The organism is Novipirellula caenicola (assembly GCF_039545035.1).
GTDB classification, from domain to species: domain Bacteria; phylum Planctomycetota; class Planctomycetia; order Pirellulales; family Pirellulaceae; genus Novipirellula; species Novipirellula caenicola.
This window is the reverse complement of sequence record NZ_BAABRO010000002.1, coordinates 522,575-547,377: the sequence shown is the minus strand read 5'-3', so window position 1 is coordinate 547,377 and position 24,803 is coordinate 522,575. Positions and strand designations below refer to the sequence as shown.

The window sequence follows — 24,803 nt, the reverse complement described above, 5'->3', positions numbered from 1 at the left end:
GAAACTGAAAATCCCATATCGGGCACGCCCACGGGGTTGACACGAGGGCTGATCGGACATTGACCAACAGGGCAATTCGTCAATCATGTGCTGGCTGAAATAAAAGTCTGCAAGCTGAATTCAGTGCCCCCCGGACCACCTTGATTTTGCACCGTCCCAATTCAAAACCGTCCCAATTCAGGATCGCCCCATTTCAGAGCGGGCAGTACGGCGAAACCGTGCCGTTGCCTCGTCGGCGCCAGCTCGGTTTCAGCTTGGCTCGGTTAGTCCGCTTCGCTGTTTTGCCGCAGAACCGGATGGCTGCAGGCGCCGAGGTCAATCACGCTCGTTTGCGGACCGAGCGGATCCGGTCCGAGGTTAGGCAATTTGCGTTGTTTAACGAAGCTAGTCTATAGGGAATGTCGCGATCGATGCCGCGATTCGCGAGGTTTGCCGTCTTCGTCTTGTCTATACAAAACGACATCAACCGATTGAATGCACACAAATGTGCACCAGCACACTCCGGAAAAAAAATTCAAATCTCTATACACTTTCTGCCTGATTGTTTTGTGACGGGGTGAAGATTGCGTTAGGATGGTCTGAGACTTCAGCGATTTGTGTACTCGGATACAAAGGTGCGAAATGATTCGAATGTTGCAATTGGTTGCGGTGATCGGCATTGCTGCAGGATGTGGGCAGAGTCATCTTTACGATCAATTCGCTGAGCTCGATATTCCTCAGTGGACCGAGGTTGCCGCGAGATTGCTTGAACCCGAAACATCACAAACCGAACCACCGAGCTACGCGGCGAGGTTTGTCTTGATTGATGTGGACAATGAAGCGTGTCGAAAGACCCACGGAATCGACAAATCCGAGTTGCAAGAACAAGTCTGGGCACGCGACATGTTGGATGTCACCCTTCGAGGAATCAAATTGGGGACCCATTACGACGCAGTCATCCAAAAGATTGGTGAACCAGAGCGTGTCGCGATGGGCAAAGCGAGAGACCCGCAGGGCGTCGTTACCTATGTCTGGCTTGATGACCAAGTGGGAATGACGATGTTGATGTTCGATCAGGATCGTTTGGCTGCAGTCATGCCCTGCTGGTGATTCACATGGCACCTCATTGCATATGATTGCCGGTTCGGAGCTTCGTCACGAGAGAACCATGCAGTTCCGCGTCAGGCACGGATGGAATCAACGGCAGTCATTTTTCGCTTTTGGGGACCGAGGCGATCGTTGACGTCCATGGCGGTCAGCATTGTGTTGTAAACGTCTAGCCCTTCGGCATTGACGTCCATGATCTGGCCTGTCTTGAAGCGTCCACCTGCCGCAGTGATGGCATGGAAGACACCGGAAAGTTCACGTTTGACATCGTTGTGACGCCCGTCCCCTGATTCGGTCGAGATCGTGATCAGCGAATTATCCAAAATCGTTTTGCCGTTGGCGTCGATGGAATCTTTATCGTCCAGTCGGCTCAGGAAGTAGACCACTTCACGCATCTTCAAGTGGGCGTGCGCACGTAGCTGTTCGTTCTTCTTCTTTTCGTTGAACTGGTGCCACCATTCGTGGCTGCATCCCTTGTCGCCCGAGGCTTTGTGCTGAGCCGCATCATCGAAGGCAAAGATCTTGCGGCCGTCATATTCGTAGTCGCCTTTCAAACGAATGCGTTCCCCCGCGGCAAGGAACGTGAGCGAACCGAAACGAACGCGATCCATTTGAATGGCCATCGCGTACAGATCCGCCATCAACCGCCATTCGCTGGTGAGTTCATCCACGGTGATGTCGATCCCCATTCCTCCTGGATCCGCTGCGCCGCCGTGCAACAGTTTCGATTCGGCGGGCAGCGTCGGTCCGCCATCGCTTTTTGACTTCATCGCATACGCTCGCTGCTCGAACTCGCGGATCCGTTCCAGATGCTCGACGATCCGTGCCTTCGAGGCCCTTCCCAGCGGCGAATTGGCTCCGGTGTAGAACTTGTACTCCTCCGCGACGGTATCGAGCACACTACGTTTGAGTCGATCACGCCGCGCGTCAATCGATTCGTTTGGCATCGCCAGTGATCCGAAGACACGCTCGAACACGTCGCGAGGCTTCTCTTGCATCGTCGCAGCCACGGTTCCATCGGGGGTGAAACTGTGCACGTAGCGGCCAACACGACTGCGGCGAAAGAAGGTGCCCGCCACCAACGTCGGTACCATCCCGGGCGGCAGACCGTTCGGGTGGTGGGCGCGGCGAACCATCTGGTCAATCGAGGCGCCGCCCGCTTTGGCTTCGCCGTCTGGCGGTTCGGCGGTGAAGGCGGCGGTCGCACCATCGTAGTGTGCATTGATTCCTTTTTCGTCGGCACGCACATGGTCGACGCCACGCATGATCAGCAATTTGTTGCTAAGCGGTTTCAGAGGTTCAAGCACTCCCGCAAAACCTTCCTTTTGCAGCGGCGCCGGAATACCGAGCCCAAAGAAAACGTTGAAGGCCCGCGCCGGAACGATCGCCTTCTCAGCCGCGTGAGCCGTCGAAACCAGCATCTCCTCAAGGAACGGCAGTCCGATGGTGATGCCACCGATCCCCTTAAGCAGCATCCGTCGATCAATACAAGTATTCGTCATTGATTGGTCTCCAACAGTGGGGATGGTAGTTGGTTTACAGGAAGGTTATTGACAAGAAGATAAAGGCAATTGTATTTCATTTTCCTGTCACCCATTTTCCTGTATCTCTTTTTCCGTTGGCCCGATTCCTGGGGCAGATCGCTAGGCACGCTCGCGACTCAACGGGCATGGGGTCGTCTGTCTATCGGTAGTTGGTTTACAGGAAGATGAATGACAGAAAGATGAAGGCGACTGCGTTTCATTTTCCTGTCACCCATTTTCCTGTATATCTTTTTCGTTGGCCCGATTCTTGGGCGAGATCGCTAGGCACGATCATGACTCAATCGGCATGGGTTCGTCTGGTTCTCGGTAGTTGGTTTACAGGAAGATGAATGACAGGAAGATGAAGGCGGCTGTGATTCATTTTCCTGTCACCCATTTTCCTGTATATCTTTTTCGTTGGCCCGATTCTTGGGCGAGATCGCTAGGCACGCTCGTGGCTCAATCGGGCATGGTTTCGACTGTTTCTCGGGAGTTGGTTTACAGGAAGATGAATGACAAGAAGATGAAGGCGACTGTGTTTTATTTTCCTGTCACCCATTTTCCTGTATCTCTTTTCGTTGGCCCTGATTTCTGGGCGAGATTGCTAGGCACGCTGGGGGCTCAATCGGCATGGGGTCGTCTGTTTCTCGGGAGTTGTTTTACAGGAAGATGAATGACAGGAAGATGAAGGCGACTTCGTTTCATTTTCCTGTCACCCATTTTCCTGTAAGTCCTGATTCGTTGGCCCGATTCTTGGGCGAGATCGCTAGGCACGCTGGTGGGTCAATCGGCCTGGGTTCGTCCGTTTCTCGGTAGTTGGTTTACAGGAAGATGAATGACAGGAAGATGAAGGCGACTGCGTTTCATTTTCTTGTCACCCATTTTCCTGTATATCTTTTTTCCTGGCGCCGATTTATGGACGAGATCGCTAACAATAATCGCAAGTCAATTGGCATCGGTTTGTCCGCTTCTTAGGATGTGGTTTACAAGTAGTTGGAAGAAAGCAAGATAGGGGCTACGCGGTTAAGGTTTTGAAGGTGACCAGCGACCGGTTGATGTTGATCCAGTGAATCGCTTTGAGTTCCGTGTGCTTAAGGATTCTGCGGGCGTGATGTTCAAAAGCATGCAACTGTTCAACGAGTGCAGTGATTCGAAAAGCGACGCATGGCCGGCAAAGTCTGAATTTCTGAGTGCCCAGTTTACCGTTCTGCGAAACGATATCCACGTTCTGCACGACCTGTTCCTCGCCACCTAGGATTTCTGTGGCGAAATCTACGTACAGGGTGATATCGAGTCCAACACCGATATCACGGAGGAAGTCTACCAAGCAGTTCTTTAAATCATTATCACGTTGGGCTTCCGCCTGCCAATGTTTGTCGTCGATCTCGAATTGCTTGCGATCGGAAGGCGTGAGTGTGCAGTTCACAAACTCATGTTGAACTTTTTCCGTTCGCACATTGATCAACATTCCACGACGCAGTCCGGTAAGTAATAAATAGTTGATGAGCTGTGACCGATGTCGTTCCGTTAGCGATTCGGTGGCCTTGAATTCAAATATCGCTCCAGCCCCCGCCAATACGTCGATGAAATACGGTTTCCGATAACTCTTAAACACAACCTCAATGGGCTCTTCTAACGAGAGATCGTCAACACAAAAGCTTAATTCCCGTTTGTAGATCACTTCGTCAAAGAACCGTCCAAACTCTTTGTGAATTTCAAAGGTCTTGCCAAGCACATTGTAGGCGACTTTGGTAAATCGTTCCTGATCCCAACGCTCAGGCGTGAATCGCATCTCAATCGGCATCGGTTCGTCCGTTTCTCGGGAGTTGTTTTACAGGAAGATGAATGACAGGAAGATAAAGGCGACTGTGATTCATTTTTTTGTCATCCATTTTCCTGTATCTCTTTTCGTTGGCCCTGATTTCTGGAGGAGATCGCTAGGCACGCTTGCGACTCAACGGGCATGGGGGCGTCTGGTTCTCGGTAGTCGGTTTACAGGAGGATGAATGACAAGAACATGAAGGCGACTGTGTTTCATTTTCCTGTCACCAATTTTCCTGTATATCTTTTTCGTTGGCCCGATTCTTGGGCGAGATTGCTAGGCACGCTCGTGGCTCAATCGGCATGGGGGGCGTCTGTTTCTCGGGTGTTGGTTTACAGGAAGATGAATGGCAGAAAGATGAAGGCCGCTGAGTTTCATTTTCCTGTCACCAATTTTCCTGTATCTCTTTTTCGGTGGCTCGATTCTTAGGCGAGATCGCTAGGCACGCTCGTTGTTCAATCGGCCTGGGGGCGTCCGTTTCTAGCTAGTTGTTTTACAGCAAGATGAATGACAAGAAGATGAAGGCGGCTGTGTTTCATTTTCCTGTGTGTCTTGTTTCCGTAGGCCTTGATTTTTGCACGAGATCGCTGAGGACAATTGCCGTCATCAAACTGGGGTACGTTCCGCCGGCGGATTGAGCCGACTTGTGGATGGCGGCGACGATCGGTGCATCGGCGGCGGTGAGGGGACGTCCCGTCGCAAACTGCGTGACCTTCCATGTCAGACTCTCACGAACTCGATCGCTGCCGGACAACACCTTCATCAACTCTGCCGACGACTGGTATTTCACCGGCTTGGCGTCGCCTGGAAACAGCACTTCGCCGTCGTCTCGCAGCTTGTTTCCAAATTGGTCCAGCTCATGATAGACGCCCACGCCATCAAACTTTTCCAATCCGAACGCCAGCGGTTCAAATCGCACATGACAGACACCGCACTTTACGTCCGCGATGCGTTGCTCGGCGATACCACGCTGAGTTAATCCGGCTTTGGTAGGTGGTGGAGTGGTATTGACGCAGGGCGGCGGCGCGTTGATCGTGCCCCGCAATAGATCATCGAGCACAAACAAGCCACGCGAGACCATTGACGCACCGTCGCCCCCGATGGTCAGGACGCTTCCCTGCGTTAACAGTCCGCCACGACCGGGAACCGACGAAACGTCGTAACGCTGCAAACCGTTGCCAATCGGTTTCAATCCATAATGTGTGGCCAGCTCGGGAGTGGCGTAGGTGAACTGGGCGTCTAGCAAGTCGGACAGGGGACGGTCCTCTTTCCACACCACGTCATGGAAATAAGCCAAGGTCTCGTCTCGCATGTCATCGGCGAGCTTTGCGTTCCAGTTTGGAAACCGCTTTGGATCGGGACGCATGTTCCGAAGCCGTGGCAGATTGAGCCATTCGGACACAAATTCAGCGGATCGGTCTTTGGCCAGCGGATCATTCAGCATTCGTTTTACTTGAGCATTTAATTTCGCAGCGTCCTGCAGCTCTCCGCGATCAGCGGCCTGCATCAAAGCTTCGTCCGGCGGTGCTCCCCACAGGATGTAGCTCAGCCGTGATGCCAGTTCGTAGGAATCGACTTCGCGTGAGCCGCCGGCGTCATGCTGACGTTCGACTCGATAAATGAATCGAGGCGACTGCAGCATCGCTTCGATGATGTACGCCATGGCTTGTTCGAAATCACCTCCGGCACTGGCGACCGTCGTCGCGATACCGCTGTATGCGTTGATCTCACGCTCACTGAGCGGTCCGCGGAACATCCATTTCCCCATCGCCGCGACATGGTCACGCATCGTGTCATCGGTTGACAATTTGGTGCTTTTAGAGAACCTTGCCGCGAACTTTTTCACATCCATGCGTTGGACCGTGATTTCGGCTAAACGAGCATAGGCTTCGACGTGCTTCAGATCGACGCTCAAGTTGTAGGCCGTGTTACGAAATCCGTCCGCCCGCAGGTCCGGCGGCAGAATCGCCTGCGCTTCCTTGGCAATATCGACTTCCACGGCGCGACGAATCGTGGTGATGTATTCGGTGACCGTTAGCCGCTGTACCCAGACGTCGCTGCTGCCTCCGCCGTGCACGTAAATCACAGGATCGATACGATCGACCGAATAGACCGCTCCGCTATCGAGCCACCTCTTCAGCGCGGCCTTTTCATCATTGCTCAGCGGAGCACGATCCTTGGGCATTTCGTCGGACGACACTGATTGCCACAGCAGGCTGTCTGCGGATTTCCCAGGCACGATCACCTCGCCGCTCTCACCACCCGCCAAGGCTGCGGTCTTTCTGGATAAATCCAAATCCCCTTTCTTGATGGCCGAGTCGTGACATTCCAAGCAGTGTTTGGCAAACAGCGGTGCCACATCATGCTCAAAAAGACTTGCTGAAACCGACGCCAGGCTCGGTGGCTTCGGAGGACTTGGTTTTGATCCTGCTGCAAAGTTCTGCTGCACTTGCGACTCCGTGAGCGCGGAAGCGAAAATCGCCACCATGTGCAATTCACCGATCCATGGGCGATCGCCTGTGGCTTCATTGGCGAGTATCAACCGATGCATTGCGTCCCAGTTGCCCAAGTCGCCCGCGACGTGTCGGTTGGCAACTTTCCGTCCGTCCAAATAAATCGTTGCCGTTCCTTTGCGATCGCGAGTGAAAACAACATGAGTCAATTTCGGTTGCAGCGACTTCCGAGGACTGGCCATCGAGGGCAATCCGTTGCGATCGGTCTTGCTCGACCGCAGGCGGATATCCACCATGTCTTTGTCTTGTCCGAGGGTGACGTTGCGTTGACTGGTATCCGAGGAAAGCGACACGATTCGGGCAGGTCCTGCTTGTGAATTGTTCGCAGGTTTGATCCAAGCTTCAATGGTGATTTCGCCGGACCGCTTGACCGAGTCGATGATCTTCGTGGCGGGGGTGGCCGAAACGATGGAGGTCGAAGAACGGATGACCAATGCGCCGTTTTTCCATTCAACGCCTTTCGCTGCTTGGATCTTCAGATCCAGCGGCTTTCCCGCGCCAGAACGATCACGGACGGTATCGCCCTGGTCCTCGTCAAAGGTGTACAGCGTCTGTAGATGACTCGATATACGCTGGGCATTCGCTGTATCGACGAGAATGATCGACATCGCCGCGACCAATAAGTAGACGATCGCTTTTCTCGTTCCCGGCAGCTTGATATGAGCGTTTGTCATACGTCGGTGAACCGCACCTTTTTGGGCAATGGGGATTCAGAGGCGAAACCTCTTTCACACCTTTATATGCCGGCCACCGACGAATGTGTTACCAAAAAATATCAAGTCTATTTGCTTATGCCGAACTTGGTTCACCGGCGTCGTAAGGCCGTCGCGAAAATCCTGTTTCGTTTCGTCCGGGGGAACGTGCTCGGCTGTAGACGGCCACCCGAAAGCATTTCCCCTTGCCCGGGGCGGTTGCCGCTGGCAAATCGAGCAAGCCGTCAAGACTTTCGTTCGATCACGGATGCCCCCGAAACTCACTCGCAAGTTTCGCTACCTGAGGCTTCGCAGCGACGACTGACTTGGGGAGACGATCAAAACTGTACTGCTAAGCTGGTTTTGTGGACGCTCATTCAGTGACTCGGTTGCGGACCATCAATTCATCGATCAATTTTTCGAGCCTGTCCGGTCGCCCTTGGATTGCCACGTAGCGATGCCGTTTCTTTCCACCGGATCTCCATTCGCTGTGTCCGTCCGAATCGATGATGACGCGGCCCGTCGGGCTGATCGTCCAGTACTCGTCTTGGACACCGCGAACGGCTAACAGCACGGCGGCTTGATCATGTGCAGGTTTGCCATGGTCGATCGCAGCGCCACCGAGGTACGGACGCAGTTCAAACGCGCGACGCACAGGATTGTCCGTTCCGCACGCCTGCAGCGACTTGCCACATCGCAGTGCCGCGCCCACTTCGAAGCCTTGCCAGATGATCTCGCCTGGCCAGCGATTGGTCACGCTGACGGCGGCGGCAGGGTCGAGACGAAGGTTCGTTTCCGGTTTGGCCGAACGAGGAAAGTGGCCTCCCATGATCACGGTCTGTTTCACCTTGGTACGGATCAGCTCTTCGCCGCTCAGCGGGCTGACCGAATCAGCCGACGAGTTCAGCAGGTCTTCCAGATTACTGAGTGCTCCGACGCTACAGATCACAACCGAATGGTCCTCTGCCGCCGCCAACGTTTCGCGATACAGACGCAGCGCGTCGATACACTGTTGGTCGCTCGGACAGTCGTGCGGGAATCCCGTCGCCAACGCTGGCGTGTAAGAACTCGGATGATTCCAAGGGACCTTCGCGCCGTCCTTGTCGGTCGCGATCGGGACATCACCGCGGCCATAAAACGTGTTGATCACGTCACAGGCAGCCGCCGACAGCCCTGCGGCGTCGGCGCGGTTGGTGATCACCGCCAGTAGTTTCGCTTCGCCGCGGTCGGCCAATTCGTTCAAGATCGCCAGCGCGCCCGCATCATCGCAATCGTCCGCCATGTCCGTGTCAAAAATAACGGGTACAGGCGTAACGGGAACGGGATCCGAGGCGTTAACGTACGTGGTTGCAGTAAACAACAAACAAACTTGGACAAAGTATTTCATGGCATCAGGGGAGATTGCTGATTTGGCTAGCCGTTTTTGGCCAACCGAAGAGCGACATTGTCGCACGGAACCAGCAGTCTTCATCGTCGGGGGGCGACAGGGGGGGATGGTAGCACTGAAAAAATGCACGCATTTTTATGCTTAGCCAGCATACAAGAAACTCGGGGCGAATGTCGCCGCAGACCGTGCGAAAACTCGCTGGCCCGCTAGCTGCAATGCAGTCAGCCAGTACGCCGATTTTTCCATTCGGGTTGGGAGGCAACAAAATTTGTGGCGACACGGGCGAGTTATTTGTGTCGGGCACTCGTTTTGATCACCGAATCGGGCATGACATCGGTAGGGGATTCTTGTTAAAAACGGGCCCTCGCCAATCGGAATTCCATGATCCCATTGCAAGCATTCGATCTGCCATGAAATTGAATTACAAAGAAACGTCGGCGGCACGAGTACCAGGGCACGTGATGGATGGGGGGACCCTGCGAATCGAGGGGGTCTATGCCCCAGCGGGAAATCATGCTGCGAAGAAGGCGTTTCTGAGCGTGATTCGCAGCCGCGCGGACATTGGCGTCCACGCATTTTTGTCAGAACGCACCGTGATCGGCCGTAGCCCGACGTGCACATTTCCGCTGCATGACATGAAGGTGTCGGGACATCACGCGACCATCACGCGGATCGGGGACGGAGGGTACATCATCGAGGACCTCAACTCGACCAATGGGACGCGAGTCGATGCGGTTCCGGTCGTGGGGCAAAAGGTATTGAAAGATGGCGACAAGATTTTTGTCGGCGAGACGGTGGTTCGCTTCGCGCTTGCTGATGAACTTGACATCGACTACCACAGCGAAGTCGCAACCCTGGTGGGCACCGATCCACTGACCGACCTTCCTTCGAAGCGACGGTTTGACGAAGCGCTGGAGTTCGCGTTCCAAAATTCGCTTCGCGGCGAGATGCCGCTTTCGGTTTTGATGATGGACATGGATGGCGTTAAACAGATCAACGACACCCATGGCCACCTTTACGGCGCCCACGTGATCGGTGAAACCGGTCGATTGATCGCCAAAGTGCTCGGGAATAAAGGACGAGCCTGCCGGTTTGGCGGCGACGAATTCAGTGCGTTTTTGCCGGGACAGGATCTTGCCTCGGCATGTACGGTCGCGGAGCAGATTCGCACCGCAGTGGAATCGGCCGGAATGGAGAAAGACGGTATTCCTCTGCGTCCGACGATCAGCATCGGAGTTTCATCGTACACGCCGGCGTTCACCAGTTCGCTTGCACTCATCACCAGTGCCGATGACGCGCTGTATCGCGCGAAAGCAAGTGGCAAAAATTGCGTTGCACTGTAAATCTTCTGTCTGATCACGCGTTGCTTTGAACCGGCATTGCCCAACCCGGGCAATGCATTGTTCATGCACGGCGATCTACCAAGTCTTGATTGCGTGACGCACTCGTTCATGCAAGCGTTCTTCTAATGCTACGTCTCGCGGTTGCGACTGCATGAGGAAGACCCGGACGCGAGTCCGAGGACGATGCCTTCGTGACTAACCATTCGCAGACTAGAGAAGCTAAAAAACATAAAGTGGGAAGGCGGAACGTGGCCGCAAACCCACTGCCGCAGCATTTCGGGCCAATTCCAATCGTGGTGGTCACTGACAGGACAATTTGTTGATCCTGCGACCAACGTGTTCTAAAAAATTGGCCTAAACGAAACGTTTCGACAGAGAACGCGTGCTTGGCACCGCATTGGATATTAACTGCTGCGGGTGCGTTGCTGATGCCAATCCTGGACGAATTCTGAGCCGTGATTGCCCGGCAAACAAGGCCTCTGGCAATCGGTGCCCCCGCGATCGGTTTGTCGTGACACCGTGCTCGATGATTCGCCTCTCTCGCACGTCACGCGAGCGGCCATTCACGTTAAGCCATACCATGATGGCGCAAACTTTGCAGCCTTGTTACAGGAGGTCAAAATCGCATCTTTTCCGGAGGTTTTTTGCGTTATGTCTTATGTCGAATCCGCCCACGACTCGGTCAAAACCATCACGGCCGAATCAAGTGCATCGCAACGGATTGCCGATTTTATCCGTCATCGCGAGCAACGCGATTCGTCGCCGCGTGAGCCGCGAAATAGCAAATTTTGGCAGCGGATGAACGCGACGACGACATCGCTGTGGCTGGACAGCGGTGATGTTGATTCGATCGATTCACTTTGGTGCCAACAATTCAGCGGTGTCACGACCAACAACACGCTACTGAACGATGAGGTGCAAAATGGGGCCTACGACGAATTGGTTCCCCAAATAAGCAAACTGGTGGGCAATCTCCCCGACGATGTGAGAGTGCGGGAAATTGGTTTCGTTTTGAACCTATGTCACGCACTGAAATTGGTCCAGCAGTTTCGCTGCAACGTCAGTGTCGAACTGCACACCGACGTTGCGCACGACAGTGAGGCGACGATGGCGTACGCGCGGCGATGCCATGACCTATGCCCCGAGTTTTTTATTGTCAAGATTCCGTTCACCCCGTCTGGTTTGATCGCCATCAAGCAGCTTCGCGACGAGGGGATACGCGTGAATTGCACGCTCGGGTTCAGCGCTCGGCAAAACTACGTCGCGACCGCCTTGTCGCGTCCATCGTTTGTGAATGTCTTTCTCGGACGTTTGAATTCGTATATCGCGGACAATCATCTTGGGGATGGGCAAGGCGTTGGCGAGAAAGCGACACTGGCCAGCCAGGCGGAAGTCAGCACATTCACACGAGGGTTGCCGATGACCGACACCCAGCAAATTGCCGCCAGTCTGCGTGACGCGTCGCAATTGCCCAAGCTCGCCGGCGTCGACGTAATCACGATGCCGACCAAGGTTGCAAAACAAGCTGAACAGTCGCTTGATCAACCTTGGCAATCCCAGTTAAATCAATCGCCGAAGGTGCAGCTAGGCGATCAAATTGATCCCAGTACCGTGCGAATCGAAAAACTTTGGGACGTCAGCAAGGCGGAACGCAATTTTGTGCAGAAAGCGATCCTGTTGCCGCCTGCCAACGCGGTGGAACTAAAACAGATGGCAGCTGATCATCAGATCGAAGATCTGTTTCCAGAGATGGCGTCCGAAGAGAAGCAGGCGATTGCCGAAGACGGCAAGATTCCCAATCATCAACGCTGGCAACAGCGAATGGTTCGTGGCGATCTGGCAATCGATTCACTTATGACTTTGGCCGGATTGGAAACGTTTGCTAAATCGCAATCGAAATTAGATGATCGCATTCGTAAGCAGTTGCGGTGATCGTTTATTGCATGATGTAGCTCAGTCACCGAATCGGTCGGCGGAGAGGTGACTGCGGTCATCGCAATGTGCGAATCTTCAGCTCCGTTTCCGAGGTCGAGGCTAATCCATCTCGAAGTGCTTTTTCAAGAATGCAACGGCGTGGTCCCAGCGGCGATTGTAAAAGAGTCGGTCCTTTGTGGTTTCGACTGTGAACACTTCGCATGGCACCCCTAGTTCATCAGCACGCTTTTTCAGTTCGAGGCCAAAGAAGGGGTGATGGATGCCGTCCATCGCATTTTGCATTGCGATCTCGGGATCCTTCGATCGCCGGTAATAGAACACCGAGGGCGGATCATCTTCGCTGAGATGAGTGATCGGCGAGCATTCTTGGATCGTCCGGAATTGCTCGTCCTCGATTTTGTCAGTGTCCTCGATTGTATAGCCAAATAGCTGCTGCAATCCGTCGCCCATCCAGGCGTCGCCAGGAATGTGTTTTTTGATCCAGCGGAAATCGTACGAGGTTTGTGCATTGAGCAAGACGACGGCGGAAACACGAGTCGACTGACGTAACATGGGATCCGCTGCCGTCGGATCCGCGCGGTCGGGGCTGTAGGCAATCCACTGCGCCAATCCCGCACCGGCTGAACCGCCCCCGATCGCAATGCGTGATTTGTCAATATTCCACTTCTCTGCGTTTTGTCTTAGAAACTGCACCGCATGAGCACAATCGTGAAAACAAGCCGGTGCAATCGCATGTTGGCTCAAGCGATAATTGAGCGTCACATAGTGAATGCCGTTTTCGACAAAGGGGCGTGCAAACAAGCTTCCTTCCGACTTGTCGCCGCGGCGGAATCCGCCGCCATGGATCCAGATCATGCATGGCGCAGGTTCATTGTTCTCCGTTTTAGCCAAGTAGACATCCAACACATGTCGTTCATGTTCGCCGTAGCGAACGTCCCGATGATCGGGGTCTCGCCGTTCTCTTTGTCCACCCCTCATGGCCGCGTCGCCCTGACGCAGATTGGCTGCTCGCGACTGAATCGTTTCCATCATCCGCTGGCGGTCCGCACTTCCGATCGCCGGTCCAGACTGATCGCCTGCTATCGCTCGTAAGTTTTTCAATTTTTGCGCAGCGACATCGGAAAGCAACAACACCCCGTCGCCATCTTCGTCCAACTGATCGAACAAGCGTTGTGGACCCGTAAACTCGGATCGCGTCAATTTGCCGTCACCGTTTATATCGTCGTTCTTCATACGGGTAATGAAACGGTCGGTGCCGCTTTGTGCGAGCAGCATGATTGGCAGCACAAGCGTGCCGAAGATCGCGATTGCAAATCTTGTTGTCACGAGTGATTTTCCAAGCTAAAACGAATGGAGGAAAAAACTTCCGATACGGCGATCGGACGAAACGGGGCTGCGGCATCCGTGCATGTGGCGGTCGCATTGTTAGGTGGATGCGGCGTGGTCTGCCACCATTGACTTTGGCGATTCGGAGCCCCGAGTGGACATTCATTCGCTACGTAGGATTTTTTCCATCTTGCGGCCTTTCGCCAATTCGTCGACTAGCTTGTCGAGGTATCTGACCTTTTGCGTCAGCGGATTCTCGATCTCCTCAACCCGGTAACCACAGATGACACCGGTGATCAGGTGGGCATTGGGATTCAGCTTGGCTTTCTGGAAAAACTGTTCAAAGTTGACCTTGTCTTTGATCTGTTTTTGCAGCGTCTTTTCATCAAATCCGGTTAGCCAGCGGATGACTTGATGCAGTTCGTCGGTGCTCCGGCCCTTCTTTTCCACCTTGGTGATATAGTGCGGGTAGACCGAAGCAAACGTCATCGTGGCTATCCGTTCATCGTGGCTTTTGGTGCTTTTCATAATGCAGTGCAAAATAAACGTGAAGTCAAATTTGGAATCCGCGAGCTCTAGAACCGAACGTAATGTTTCCAGTGGATATGCGTTTCGGTCTCATTGCTGCCACGCGACACGGTCAACGTGGTCGAGGTGTTTTTTGTGGTGACAAGGATCGTGTGAAGCGCAAAGGGCCGCCCCGCCGATTCGTCCGAAATCAGCACGGCTCGTCCATCGGTCCATTCTGCTTTCGTCTTGTCGTCGGCCTTGGGATTGGGCGTTAGTTTCTTCTCATAAAAGGCAATCACTTTTTCGACCGAGTCTTTGGTCGTCATATGGGTTTTGCACACCATGGACGCCGCCGTTCTGTTGCCATCGGCGTTGACCGTGGGAACGTCCGACATCTCACTGCCGCTAAGTTTGGATTGGGGGTATTGCCACTTTAGAATGGTCCCCATCAGCGTGATCGGTTCATCGGCGGTCGCTGTGGTTGGGGTTCCGATCCATACAGCCGCAATCAGGAACGTGGCAATCAATCGCATTTGACAGGGTTTCCAGTTTGTGAAAAGCGAGAAGGGACTCAGCGTCGGCGACAACATTCCAGTCAAGACGCAGTGCTATTGGTGGGTATCCAGACCAAGCCAATCATACCGCAAGCGTCGCGGCAAAGCGCGATGTTGGGCAAATTCAGCCACTCGTCGTCGTCACGGTCGCGCGGGCCTCGCGAGACCGCCAAATTTCGCAGCGGAACCTGACCTCGTCAAAACCGTCCCTGGTTTCGCCTGTCCGGTTCATAGGATCATTACCAGATGAGAATGATTAAAGGCGGGTGGGATTTCCCACCGCAAGATGCACGTTATTTCCGCTAACGCAAATACGGGCCTTCGACATTGCGATCGCTTCGGGGCTTTCGCATGGCTTTGGCGCGATCGATACATCATCGGAAAATCATTCGGCCCTTTTCGCGTCGAGGCTTTGTTTGGACATCTTTGCTTTGGGACCAAGAATCTCACTCTCATCCCCATCTGTTGCGAGATAAAACTCCCTTCGATGGCTAGCGAATCCCATCGCGACCAGCGGAGTGAATGCAAAACAAGTCGATCGAAAAAGAGAGGGTGATTTGACACACCCTCGATGAACGGGCTCGGCCATCGAGAGCACTCGAAGTGATTATGTGGCCCCCTATCTAGGTCTTTGGATAACCACGCCGGATTTCATCGCCAACCACCTTGCATGCAATAATACAGTGAGTTCAGATTGATGCGTTCTGTGGTGGTATTCCATCGTTGTAGAGCAGTGGTCCCCGTGGTTCTCCATTCCCCATACTCGTTTCATGCGTGAAGTCATTGGGGCAATGGTGCTGAAAATCTTGCAAGTGAAACCTTAGAAAACGCTAATCCGATGTCCAAACAACTCCACAAGCGACTTTCCACCGATATCCACTTGTTAGGCGATTTGTTGGGAAAGGTGATCCGCCGCCAAGCAGGGGTCAATGCGTTCGAACTCGAAGAACGTTTTCGTGCGTTATCGAAAGTGCGTCGACACGATCACGACTCGGCGGACGAAGTCGCCGTCCGCATCGCCGAGATCGTGGACGATTTAGATTTACAGCAGATCTGTGAAGTGGCCCGAGCTTTCACACTCTACTTTCAATTGATCAATGTGGCCGAAGAGCACCATCGCGCGAGGGTGCTGCGGACACGAATCAAAATGGAGTCGCCGAAACCGATCGCCGAATCGATTCGTGCTGCAATCGCGGAACTGGCCGACGCCGGGGTCGACGAGATGCACATGCAGAACATGTTGCAGGGGCTGCATATCGAGCCCGTGTTCACGGCACATCCCACCGAAGCAAAACGCCGTACCTTGATCTCGAAACTAAAACGGATCGAAGAAGGCCTCCGTCATCTGGACGAGATGAACTTGTTGCCGGCAGATGAAGTACGCGTGAAACAGGGGATGTTAGCCGAGATCACCGGGATGTGGCTCACGTCGCAAGCTCGGCAAGCGAAACCGACCGTTACCGACGAAGTTAAAACAGGGCTTTATTATTTCGATCAGACGATTTGGGATGTCGTTCCAAAGATCTATCGCGAGATGGAAGAAGCACTCGCCGAACATTTTCCCTCGGTGCAACTGCCCAAGCGGTTTCTGACATTCGGCAGCTGGATCGGCGGCGACCGAGATGGCAATCCGAATGTCACGGCGTTTGTTACTGCCGAAACATTACGGCTGCATCGCGGGATGGCTTTGTCGCGGCATGGCGAAACCGCGGGGGCGCTAACACGGACGCTTAGTCTCAGCGAGCAGTTGCATACGCCTGCAAAGGAGCTGCTTGAATTGCTCGAACAGGAATTGTCAGGCAACTCGGGACACGTCAAGTTTCTGGCGGAGCAGTATCCGGACGAGCCCTATCGATTGCTGGCTGCGGCGTTAAAAGCGGATTTAAATGATGCCAATCATGATCCTGTCAAATCGCGATTGCTGGAAGATGACAACTCGCCGATGGCCGAATTGCGTACAGCAGCGGACTTGCTAAAACCGCTAGAGAGCATTGACCTTAGTCTGCGCAACGGACGTACCGATACGATCGCCGACGCTCAGTTAAAAGACGCGTTGGTCCAAGCCAACGTCTTTGGGGTCAATGTAGCACGATTGGATATTCGTCAGTTCAGCGATTATCACGACGCAGCGTTGGCAGAGATTTTTGCCAAGCTGGGGATCTCCTCGAACTACTTGGAACTCACTCCAGCGGAACGAGCCGAATTGTTGACGACGCAACTTGCCAGCGACAATCCGGAGATCGGCGAACCGAGCGACTACAGCGAAACGACCGCCGAGCTTTTGCAATTGTTTCGGGTCATCGCACGAGCGGTAGAGTTGTACGGCCCAGAGATGATCGGACCGTATATCATCAGCATGTCCAAGGACGTCGACGACGTACTGGCCGTGTTGCTATTGGCAAAATGGTATGGACTGTGTCAGCGTAGTGATGGCAATCCACAGGCGCTGCCTGCGATCGCACCGTTGTTCGAGACTCGCGACGACTTGAAAAACGCCCCCGAGGTCATGACAAAACTGTTCGCTCATCCTGCTTATCGCGAGCATCTTGCGGCGCAGGGGATGGAACAGAACGTGATGATCGGCTATTCCGACAGCAACAAGGACGCCGGTTTTCTAACAGCGACCTGGGAACTGTATCAGGCGCAGGATCGGCTAACGAAGTGCTGTCGCGAGCACGGCGTGTCACTGACCATTTTTCACGGCCGCGGAGGCACCATCGCGCGAGGCGGCGGTCCAGCTAACCGTGCCATCCTGGCTCAGCCGCCGGGGTCCGTCGAAGGGCGTATTCGTATCACGGAACAAGGCGAGGTGATTAATGATTACTACTTCCACCCCGAGATTGCGGCTCGTCATTTAGAGCAGCTCGTTAGCGCGGTGTTGGTTGCTTCGACGCCGGCTCACAAGCGAAAGGCGACTCCAAAAAAATCTTGGTTGGACGCGATGGAGCAGCTTTCGGCCACAGCGTTTCGCAGCTACCGCGAATTCATTTATGAGACACCGGCACTGTTGCAATATTGGCAGGAAGCGACACCGATCAACGAACTGAGTAGCATGCGAATCGGATCACGTCCGGCGCGGCGAAAGGGGAACGATGTGCTAGCTGGTTTGCGTGCGATCCCGTGGGGATTCAGCTGGATGCAAAGTCGGCACAATCTGCCTGCATGGTATGGCGTCGGTCAGGCGATCGCGGCGTTCGTCGGCAGCGGTGATGACGCAGAGAAGAATTTGGCGTTACTGCAAGAGATGCATCGCCATTGGCCGTTCTTTCGCGCAATGACCGACAACCTGCAGGTCGCGCTGGGCAAAGCGGACATGGGCATTGCTCGCCGCTATGCCGACTTGGTCAGCGACGCGACGGTGCGTGAGGAGATTTATGAGTCGATCAAAGCGGCCTACTCACTGACCGAGCATTGGGTGCTACGCGTTGCCGGACAACGTGCGGTGTTGGAAAATCAACCCACGTTGCAGCGGTCAATCCGTCTGAGAAATCCGTACGTCGACCCGCTGAACTTCTTGCAGGTGCGGTTGTTAAAGCAGATGCGGCAACAGAGCGGCGGCAGCGAAGATCCCGAGTTGCAGCAAGCCTTCTACATCACCATCAACGGCATCGCCGCAGGTTTAAAGAACACCGGCTAGAGGTCGAACGCACAACGATTGGTAGCTGCGAAGATGATGAAATTGCAGAATGGCCGAGCCATCTGGCTTGGCGGGCTGTTCGTTGGCGGTTCGCGAATTGCCTTGCGGCTTGTTGAATCAATCTCAATGCGAATCGCGCCGGTCAGCCGTGGGCCGTACGGCCAATGCCATCTGCTTTCACACTGAACGGGTGGTTTTCATAGCGGAGCGGCGCGAGCCACCCGGTAAATTTGGAACGTGTTACTCGCTGCAACCGGGCGGGGCCCCGCGTTGCACCGCTACCCAAGGTCGATCGAATTGGGCGTAAGACACTTGGTAGTGCGTGGCACCCGGCCGCTGACGCGTCGCGGCTCAATAAGTCAACAAGCGGTTTGCTGATTTCGCGGCCACGTTTCGCGGTCGATAAGTGGGCTTGGCGAAAGCCCGTGTCTCGGTCGCTGCTTGCGACTAAGGCATCGCCGCTACTTTCGCGTTATCCAAGATGGCTGACGTACGGCAAATCGGACAGTGCGCTACGGCTTACTTTTCCAGAGTTTAACGTGCATCACGTCGTTCTTTTCGTCGGTCCCCTCGGTGCTGCGTCCCCGCCGGACGTCGGATTCGAGCAGACCGAGCAATCGATTGGCAACATCGGGTTCGCTCAAGTAGAGATTGTTGGTCTCGCCGAGATCCGACGCCAAGTCGTACAGTTGGGCTTCGGGGGCGTCAGCGGAAACATTTTTCTCACGCGGTGCGGTCAACCCGCCCGACCCGCGAGCGAGCAACAGTTTCCAATCACCCTGACGATAAGCAAAGTGGCCGTCGATTGCGTGGTGAATGATTCCCGCTCGAGTGGACTGGATCGGTTGGCCATGCAGCGCTGGCAAAAAACTGACGCTGTCTTCAGCGGAGCCCGCCGGCAACTCGGTCGCTAAAATTTCGGCGCACGTGGCCATCAGATCCCACTGGCCGATCGTTTGGTCCGAGCGTGTTGATGGTTCAATTTTGGCGGGCCAGCGAACAACAAACGGCACCCGATGGCCGCCCTCCCAAAGGTCACCTTTGGAACCTCGCAGCGGCCCGCTGACGTAGTGTCCCTTTTCTTTCAGCTGTTCGATTTTGGCCATCTTTGAACAGCCGTTGTCGGTGGTGAAAATAACGATTGTATTTTTCGCGCCGGGTGACTGATCGACCGCATCGACAATCGCGCCGACGACGTCGTCTGTCTGCATGACAAAATCACCGTAGCGGCCTACGGCGCTCTTCCCGTTCCACTGAGCCGATGGCACGATCGGGGTGTGGGGTGAGTTCAGTGCAATGTACGCAAAATACGGTCGCTCTGCTGTTTGCCGGTTGATGTACTGGACCGCTTTTTGTTTCAGCATCGGCAGCACGTCCACCGCTTCGAAATCCGGCTCCGCCGGTCCTTCACGCTGGTATTTCTTGGTTGCCGTCGCCTGGCCTACGAAGCGATCATTTTCGATGTAGATAAACGGTGGCATGTCGAGCGAGGCCGAGATGCCATAGAAGTAGTCGAAACCTCGCGCCGTTGGACCATTTTCGATCGTGCCCGTCCAATCGATGTTCTCGGGACTGTGACCTTTGCCCGGAGCCTTGCCATCGGTGGTAGGGATATCCATTCCCAGATGCCATTTGCCGATCGCAGCGGTGTTGTATCCCTGGTCCTTCAAGAAATCCGCCACGGTCACCCGGTGCGGATCGATCAGCGGCGGGCTATATCCATACAGCACGAACCGTTGCAGTTGGGTCCGCCAGTTGTAACGTCCGGTCAGGATGCTGTATCGCGTTGGCGTGCATACCGATGACGACGAGTGCGCGTCCGTAAAATGCATGCCTTGTGATACCAATTGATCGATGGCTGGCGTAGGCACCTTGCACCGATCGGGATTCATCGCAGACACCTCGCCGTATCCCATGTCGTCCGCAAGGATGAACACGATGTTGGGCCTGTCTGGCGGGGCCGCTCCTGCGACACCAACCAGTGCCGCAGTGCTAAACACGATAAACAGAAGAATCGTTTTGGGGGCGATTGTAGCCTTCATCATGCAACCTGATCTTGATAGAGCTTGGCCAAATTGATTTTGACCAAAAGCAACACCGCCGTTGGCCACAGCCTAAGAATCACTCTTCTTCCGCGTCGGGTTCCACATAGCCATCCTCCCACTGCTTCTCGTATTCATTTGCGCCTTCTACCAGCTCGGGATGTTCTTCAAGGTATGCATTGAGTTCATCCTTGCTGCCACCCGTCACGGAATTGTCTTGTTCTGAACAGCCCGTCATTGCCGCAACCAACATCACGGACAGGAGTGCAGCAAACACACACGGTTTTGAGATAATTCGTTTCACGATATCGATCCTAAAAGTAAAATAAATGGTCTTCCGATGCGTCTTGTTACAAGGCAAGACACACCAGATCAATAACGGTGCCAGCCCGATGACTGACACCGTTTCGTAACCTATCAACGCACTTAAGCGTTTCTGAGTTCTCGGTCGTCCATGATCATTGCATCCATGATCATTGCATTTGTGATCATTGCTGGATTGACGACAGACCCACCAGGAGCAGAGGCGGGATTAAAACTCGGAGTCAATGACTTCTTTGGCCGCTCGAGTGCCCAGAGCACCCCACAAACCATAAGGGCTCTCCGACCCCGGTGGTGTAGCGGACCCCAGCGTTGCAACTCTGGGGGCTTGCTGATTTCCAGCTTCGATCGAGTCAGTAATGAATTTGACTGCCCCGTCGCCCATCAGCACGTGGACACCACCTTGATGGCGACTGCTGGGCGGCGCGATGGCTGCAGCCCGCGAATTGGACGAACCCAGACACATCCGTTCGTTCGGAGGCCAGATCGTCGTCATCCCCGAATACGCGGGAGCCGCCCAAGCCCATTTGTACCCACGTCGGCGTTCCGCGTTCCCTTCCGTTTTCTGAGACGTGTGCCAAAATTGAGGGCGCTCGGGATCCGTATTGGGACACAAGTTGGACGGAACACGATCCGTGAGCCGTCTGCCATCGATATTCGTCGATTCGTAACCAAACTCGGTTCGTTTGTCGCGGTCTCCTAGGTCGGTCGCGATCTCGCCGCCGGCGATGGTGTTGGACAGGCCATCCAAAACGTCACGGAACCTCGTCGTTTGCCGCATCACGAACATCCCACGCTGAGCAGCCCGCACAGCCTGAGACGCTCGAGGAGCACCGGCTGCGTTCTTAGCGCCCTCGTGTGATTGGTGCGGGCTATCGCCGTAGCAGTAGGCGTAATTGGTTCTTCCTTGGGACGGAAGCCCGTTGCCAGGATCGCTGGGGCAACGCAGTGCCGGAATGTTGGTACGCCAGGGGACGTAGTTGTTCGCACCATGATGAGACAACCACATCTCTGGATTGGGGCCCATCGGCTGCCAAACGTCGTTTGTGGTGGAGGGATCGCCGTCGGCGTCAAGCGGATTGGAGATCTGTTCCCAAAGACTTTGTTGCTCGAAGAACGGTGTTAAGCCGACCAACCAATTCAAGTACACGTTATTGGCATTGGTTCCCGGCACAACCGCACTTGCAGAGGTGACTTTTGCTGTGCCGCTTCCGGCAGGCGGCAACTGCTTGTAGGCAGAATGGTAGTTGTGCATCGCCAAGCCGAGTTGCTTCAGATTGTTGCTACAACTCATTCGCCTCGCAGCTTCGCGGGCTGCTTGCACGGCCGGCAACAATAGCCCGACGAGGACGCCAATGATTGCGATGACAACGAGAAGCTCCACCAATGTGAAGCCAGAATGTTGTGGCTTTTTCATGTCATTCACCAGAAAAGAGAAAAGAAAGCGACTAACGCAGCCTGAGTCGATGGCTGTCCCACTCCATCTAACGGATGCAGCAGACAAACCAAATTGTTCAGAAAAAACGGTCGAGTGGTCGAAAAGATGCAGGAAAATTGGATTCAAGCGCGAACGGGACGTCGATCTGACATCCTGGAAATCACAATCCAACGCCGCACTTGATCTATGACGAGCAGGGGGAATTTCTTAACTACTAAAATGTAGGAAATTCACGTTTTTTTAAGGACCATGGTGCTGGATCACCGGCGAATCAAACCACCTACGCGTCGAAATAACCATTTTCATTATTCCATCAAGGCAGCCACGACTCAAGAATTTATTGCGACACCGGGTTAAGCATCTGCGACGCGCGAGTTGAGCCCCGATTTGCGACATGGATCACCGAACCATGGCGTTTTCATCGGTTGAACAAGAGCCAGTCAGACGGATTGTTGGTGAGATACATGCTGTGTCCCTCAGCGGTCCATTGTCGCTCGGCTTTCCAAGCCGATTGCGTTCATTCACTCAGAACAAACCGTTTGATCGGCAGTCACGTCCTTAAGCTCATGATTGCGAGCAGGACATCGCCAGCAACGACTCATTTCTGTCCGACGAATGGGAGGGCCGATGAACAAATTCAGAGCGACAATTTGCCAGACGTTGTTCTTACCCATCGTTTCAGTCGCGATAGCGACGGCAGCAGCGAACATGACTTGCGAATGTTGCTATCGCAACAAGATCTGCGCACCTCATTGTCGCTCGGCTTTCCAAGCCGATTGCGTTCATTCATTCGCATCAAACCGCTTGATCGGCAGTCACGTCCTTAAGCTCATGATTGCGAGCAGGACATCGCCAGCGACGATTCATTTCTGTCCGACGAATGGGAGGAGCGATGAACGAATTCAGAGCGACAATTTGCCAGACGTTGTTTTTACCCACCGTTTCAGTCGCGAAAGCGATGGCAGCAACGAACAAGACTTACGAGCGTTGCTATCGCAACAAGATCTGCGCACCTCATTGTCGCTCGGCTTTCCAAGCCGATTGCGTTCATTTACTCGCAACAAACCGCTTGATCGGCAATCGTTCATTGAAACCACGCGTGCACCACCAGCGATTAGCGCACCACTCGCACCGCCGCATCGGATGTAACCGTCTGCGGGGACAGACGAATACAAATCCGTAGCGTTACCCGTCGACGCTCAAACCCATCACGCTTCGCCCCCGATCTCGACCGGCTTACGTTTCCGAGATGGCTTAAAGTAAACCAACGCTCAGTAGCTGACTCTCCTGTTTTGCAGCACACCGTTTTGCTTATCAACGAAGTGCTCGCCAAATCAGCTGGCTTGCTGATTCCACATTCACTCTACGCGGCCCGATTGGTGTGTCCGTCATGTGATTGTCACCTCACCAAGGGCACGATCGACGATGCCAAGTTCTTCTGTGAGAAATGCGGTTCAGAATCCGCCCGTTCAACTGGCGTCCATAGCCATGTATCGCTTGCACGCGTAGAAGACTTGGGAAATCAAACGTAGTTCACGGTCACACAAGTTCTTCAGGTTTGGGGGCTGCGAGGGACGAGCCTAATCCCAAACCCATGTTGAAGGCGAGCCGCTTTGTGGCGGGAGGAGGCTGGATCGTTAAAGCGACGTCGTTTGACATTGCCAAACGCTGGTGGAGAGTGCCGCGCGATGCATCGCAGTGCCCCGGATGATGTCCTGCAATCATAGGAATACAGGAAAATGGGTGACAGGAAAATAGTGATGCTACAGTTGGGGGCTGATCATTTTTCTGTCCTTCATTTTCCTGTAAATCCACCTTTGCTTGATTGGTCGATGAAGCGATGCTTCGCGAGGTCGGTTCCTACACAATGAACTGACTAGCAACCCATAGTACATTGCCAGCAACGACTGAATAGAATCAGTGCAATCAAAAGCGAGACTCCAGCGTGGAGTCTCCTCCCCATAAAGATACGACACCGAGTCGTGCATAACTCCGTTGTCGGTGCGAGGTCTCTTGAATTGTCGGTCGTACTCAAAGACGTTCTCGCCGTTGTCGCGCCTCGACTTCGCGCCCACGGCTACAAAGGCTCTGGCCAGAACTACCGGCTCGTAGATGAAAATGCCGTTTCGGTCGTCAACTTCCAAAAGAGTTCAGGCGGTGAGCGATTCTACGTAAACGTTGGAGTCCAGCCGTTGTTCGTGCCAACGGAAGGTGAATCCACGCCGGACGCGAAGAAAATCAAAGAACCCGAATGCATTTTTCACACCCGTCTTAAGCCGCCGCAAAACGCAATGGCCGGTTGGCCCTATTCGGTCGATCTTGCTGAACAACTGGCAGCAGACTTCGACGACCTTCATGCCACGTTCGTCCAACCATTGATGACAATTCCAGGCCCCGTGACGGAGGCTTCCGTGGGCGACTTCGATGAACATACCGGGCATCCGCTGCTGGGTGCCCGACATGCCCGTAACTTTCTGCACTTTGCCCGTATCTCGTTGGCTCGTGGCAACACCGAGAGGGCTGCCGAATTCTCACAGGCGGCAATCGATATTTGTCCCGAGCGAGCATCGACTTTGCTTCATCATCTAAAGGACGTTTTAGCTAGAGCGTCGTTGTAGCTGTTCGATCGACGACAAGGCATTCACGCTGCGCCGCTTCGCGGACACCTTCGACG

General features: G+C 54.2%; 17 protein-coding genes. 7 read left to right on the top strand and 10 right to left on the bottom strand.

The window, feature by feature from the left end:
* Positions 1-621 precede the first annotated feature (621 nt).
* Positions 622-1,089, top strand: a complete 468-nt coding sequence (locus tag ABEA92_RS06070) for a hypothetical protein (RefSeq protein ID WP_345682910.1) — start codon at positions 622-624, stop codon at positions 1,087-1,089.
* A gap of 71 nt (positions 1,090-1,160) precedes the next feature.
* On the opposite strand, the gene ABEA92_RS06065 is transcribed toward ABEA92_RS06070, so the two are convergent.
* From ABEA92_RS06065 to ABEA92_RS06050, 4 genes are all read right to left on the bottom strand, one after another.
* Positions 1,161-2,588 carry a DUF1552 domain-containing protein gene (locus ABEA92_RS06065; RefSeq protein WP_345682909.1) on the bottom strand — a complete coding sequence of 476 codons (1,428 nt, stop codon included), beginning with the start codon at positions 2,586-2,588 and terminating at the stop codon, positions 1,161-1,163.
* 1,036 nt (positions 2,589-3,624) lie between these two features.
* On the bottom strand, positions 3,625-4,413 hold the full coding sequence (locus ABEA92_RS06060) for a GxxExxY protein (protein WP_345682908.1): 789 nt from the start codon (positions 4,411-4,413) through the stop codon (positions 3,625-3,627).
* Positions 4,414-4,966: 553 nt separating this feature from the next.
* A complete protein-coding gene (locus ABEA92_RS06055; RefSeq protein ID WP_345682907.1) occupies positions 4,967-7,618 on the bottom strand; it encodes a DUF1592 domain-containing protein in 2,652 nt (883 codons plus the stop codon).
* A 391-nt stretch (positions 7,619-8,009) separates the two neighbouring features.
* Positions 8,010-9,023: a nucleoside hydrolase gene (locus ABEA92_RS06050; RefSeq protein WP_345682906.1), complete on the bottom strand. Its 1,014-nt coding sequence runs from the start codon at positions 9,021-9,023 to the stop codon at positions 8,010-8,012.
* A 410-nt stretch (positions 9,024-9,433) separates the two neighbouring features.
* Here ABEA92_RS06050 and ABEA92_RS06045 point away from each other — a divergent pair, with 410 nt between their 5' ends.
* Together ABEA92_RS06045 and ABEA92_RS06040 are read left to right on the top strand one after the other, a co-directional pair.
* The gene (locus ABEA92_RS06045) at positions 9,434-10,366 is read left to right on the top strand and encodes a diguanylate cyclase (RefSeq protein WP_345682905.1); all 933 of its coding nucleotides are present in this window, start codon (positions 9,434-9,436) and stop codon (positions 10,364-10,366) included.
* A 651-nt stretch (positions 10,367-11,017) separates the two neighbouring features.
* Complete coding sequence (locus ABEA92_RS06040; protein WP_345682904.1) at positions 11,018-12,298, top strand: transaldolase family protein; 1,281 nt, start codon at positions 11,018-11,020, stop codon at positions 12,296-12,298.
* A gap of 102 nt (positions 12,299-12,400) precedes the next feature.
* Here ABEA92_RS06040 and ABEA92_RS06035 read toward each other — a convergent pair whose 3' ends face one another.
* The 3 genes from ABEA92_RS06035 to ABEA92_RS06025 all read right to left on the bottom strand — a co-directional run bounded on the left by ABEA92_RS06035 (position 12,401) and on the right by ABEA92_RS06025 (position 14,670).
* Positions 12,401-13,627 carry an alpha/beta hydrolase fold domain-containing protein gene (locus ABEA92_RS06035; protein WP_345682903.1) on the bottom strand — a complete coding sequence of 409 codons (1,227 nt, stop codon included), beginning with the start codon at positions 13,625-13,627 and terminating at the stop codon, positions 12,401-12,403.
* 162 nt (positions 13,628-13,789) lie between these two features.
* The gene (locus ABEA92_RS06030; protein ID WP_345682902.1) at positions 13,790-14,155 is read right to left on the bottom strand and encodes a DUF2200 domain-containing protein; all 366 of its coding nucleotides are present in this window, start codon (positions 14,153-14,155) and stop codon (positions 13,790-13,792) included.
* A gap of 47 nt (positions 14,156-14,202) precedes the next feature.
* Positions 14,203-14,670 (bottom strand): hypothetical protein, encoded by a 468-nt coding sequence (locus ABEA92_RS06025; RefSeq protein ID WP_345682901.1) that lies wholly within the window; start codon positions 14,668-14,670, stop codon positions 14,203-14,205.
* Positions 14,671-15,529: 859 nt separating this feature from the next.
* Here ABEA92_RS06025 and ppc point away from each other — a divergent pair.
* Positions 15,530-18,328, top strand: coding sequence for a phosphoenolpyruvate carboxylase (gene ppc / locus ABEA92_RS06020; RefSeq protein WP_345682900.1), 2,799 nt, complete (start codon positions 15,530-15,532; stop codon positions 18,326-18,328).
* A 512-nt stretch (positions 18,329-18,840) separates the two neighbouring features.
* Here ppc and ABEA92_RS06015 read toward each other — a convergent pair.
* The 3 genes from ABEA92_RS06015 to ABEA92_RS06005 all read right to left on the bottom strand — a co-directional run bounded on the left by ABEA92_RS06015 (position 18,841) and on the right by ABEA92_RS06005 (position 22,108).
* A complete protein-coding gene (locus ABEA92_RS06015; protein WP_345682899.1) occupies positions 18,841-20,373 on the bottom strand; it encodes a sulfatase family protein in 1,533 nt (510 codons plus the stop codon).
* Positions 20,374-20,449: 76 nt separating this feature from the next.
* Complete coding sequence (locus tag ABEA92_RS06010) at positions 20,450-20,674, bottom strand: hypothetical protein (protein WP_345682898.1); 225 nt, start codon at positions 20,672-20,674, stop codon at positions 20,450-20,452.
* Between the two features lie 228 nt (positions 20,675-20,902).
* The gene (locus ABEA92_RS06005; RefSeq protein ID WP_345682897.1) at positions 20,903-22,108 is read right to left on the bottom strand and encodes a DUF1559 family PulG-like putative transporter; all 1,206 of its coding nucleotides are present in this window, start codon (positions 22,106-22,108) and stop codon (positions 20,903-20,905) included.
* Between the two features lie 671 nt (positions 22,109-22,779).
* Between ABEA92_RS06005 and ABEA92_RS06000 the strand changes: the two genes are divergently transcribed.
* From ABEA92_RS06000 to ABEA92_RS05990, 3 genes are all read left to right on the top strand, one after another.
* On the top strand, positions 22,780-22,956 hold the full coding sequence (locus tag ABEA92_RS06000; protein WP_345682896.1) for a hypothetical protein: 177 nt from the start codon (positions 22,780-22,782) through the stop codon (positions 22,954-22,956).
* An 88-nt stretch (positions 22,957-23,044) separates the two neighbouring features.
* Complete coding sequence (locus ABEA92_RS05995) at positions 23,045-23,278, top strand: hypothetical protein (protein ID WP_345682895.1); 234 nt, start codon at positions 23,045-23,047, stop codon at positions 23,276-23,278.
* Between the two features lie 833 nt (positions 23,279-24,111).
* Positions 24,112-24,747, top strand: coding sequence for a DUF4304 domain-containing protein (locus tag ABEA92_RS05990; RefSeq protein WP_345682894.1), 636 nt, complete (start codon positions 24,112-24,114; stop codon positions 24,745-24,747).
* The last annotated feature ends 56 nt before the right edge of the window (positions 24,748-24,803 follow it).

What these genes read in the sequence shown, in the direction of transcription:
- ABEA92_RS06070 (WP_345682910.1), top strand. Translation starts at nt 622, where the DNA reads ATGATTCGAATGTTGCAATTGGTTGCGGTGATCGGCATTGCTGCAGGA.
- ABEA92_RS06065 (WP_345682909.1), bottom strand. Translation starts at nt 2,588, where the DNA reads ATGACGAATACTTGTATTGATCGACGGATGCTGCTTAAGGGGATCGGT.
- ABEA92_RS06060 (WP_345682908.1), bottom strand. Translation starts at nt 4,413, where the DNA reads ATGCCGATTGAGATGCGATTCACGCCTGAGCGTTGGGATCAGGAACGA.
- ABEA92_RS06055 (WP_345682907.1), bottom strand. Translation starts at nt 7,618, where the DNA reads ATGACAAACGCTCATATCAAGCTGCCGGGAACGAGAAAAGCGATCGTC.
- ABEA92_RS06050 (WP_345682906.1), bottom strand. Translation starts at nt 9,023, where the DNA reads ATGAAATACTTTGTCCAAGTTTGTTTGTTGTTTACTGCAACCACGTAC.
- ABEA92_RS06045 (WP_345682905.1), top strand. Translation starts at nt 9,434, where the DNA reads ATGAAATTGAATTACAAAGAAACGTCGGCGGCACGAGTACCAGGGCAC.
- ABEA92_RS06040 (WP_345682904.1), top strand. Translation starts at nt 11,018, where the DNA reads ATGTCTTATGTCGAATCCGCCCACGACTCGGTCAAAACCATCACGGCC.
- ABEA92_RS06030 (WP_345682902.1), bottom strand. Translation starts at nt 14,155, where the DNA reads ATGAAAAGCACCAAAAGCCACGATGAACGGATAGCCACGATGACGTTT.
- ABEA92_RS06025 (WP_345682901.1), bottom strand. Translation starts at nt 14,670, where the DNA reads ATGCGATTGATTGCCACGTTCCTGATTGCGGCTGTATGGATCGGAACC.
- ppc (WP_345682900.1), top strand. Translation starts at nt 15,530, where the DNA reads ATGTCCAAACAACTCCACAAGCGACTTTCCACCGATATCCACTTGTTA.
- ABEA92_RS06015 (WP_345682899.1), bottom strand. Translation starts at nt 20,373, where the DNA reads ATGATGAAGGCTACAATCGCCCCCAAAACGATTCTTCTGTTTATCGTG.
- ABEA92_RS06005 (WP_345682897.1), bottom strand. Translation starts at nt 22,108, where the DNA reads ATGAAAAAGCCACAACATTCTGGCTTCACATTGGTGGAGCTTCTCGTT.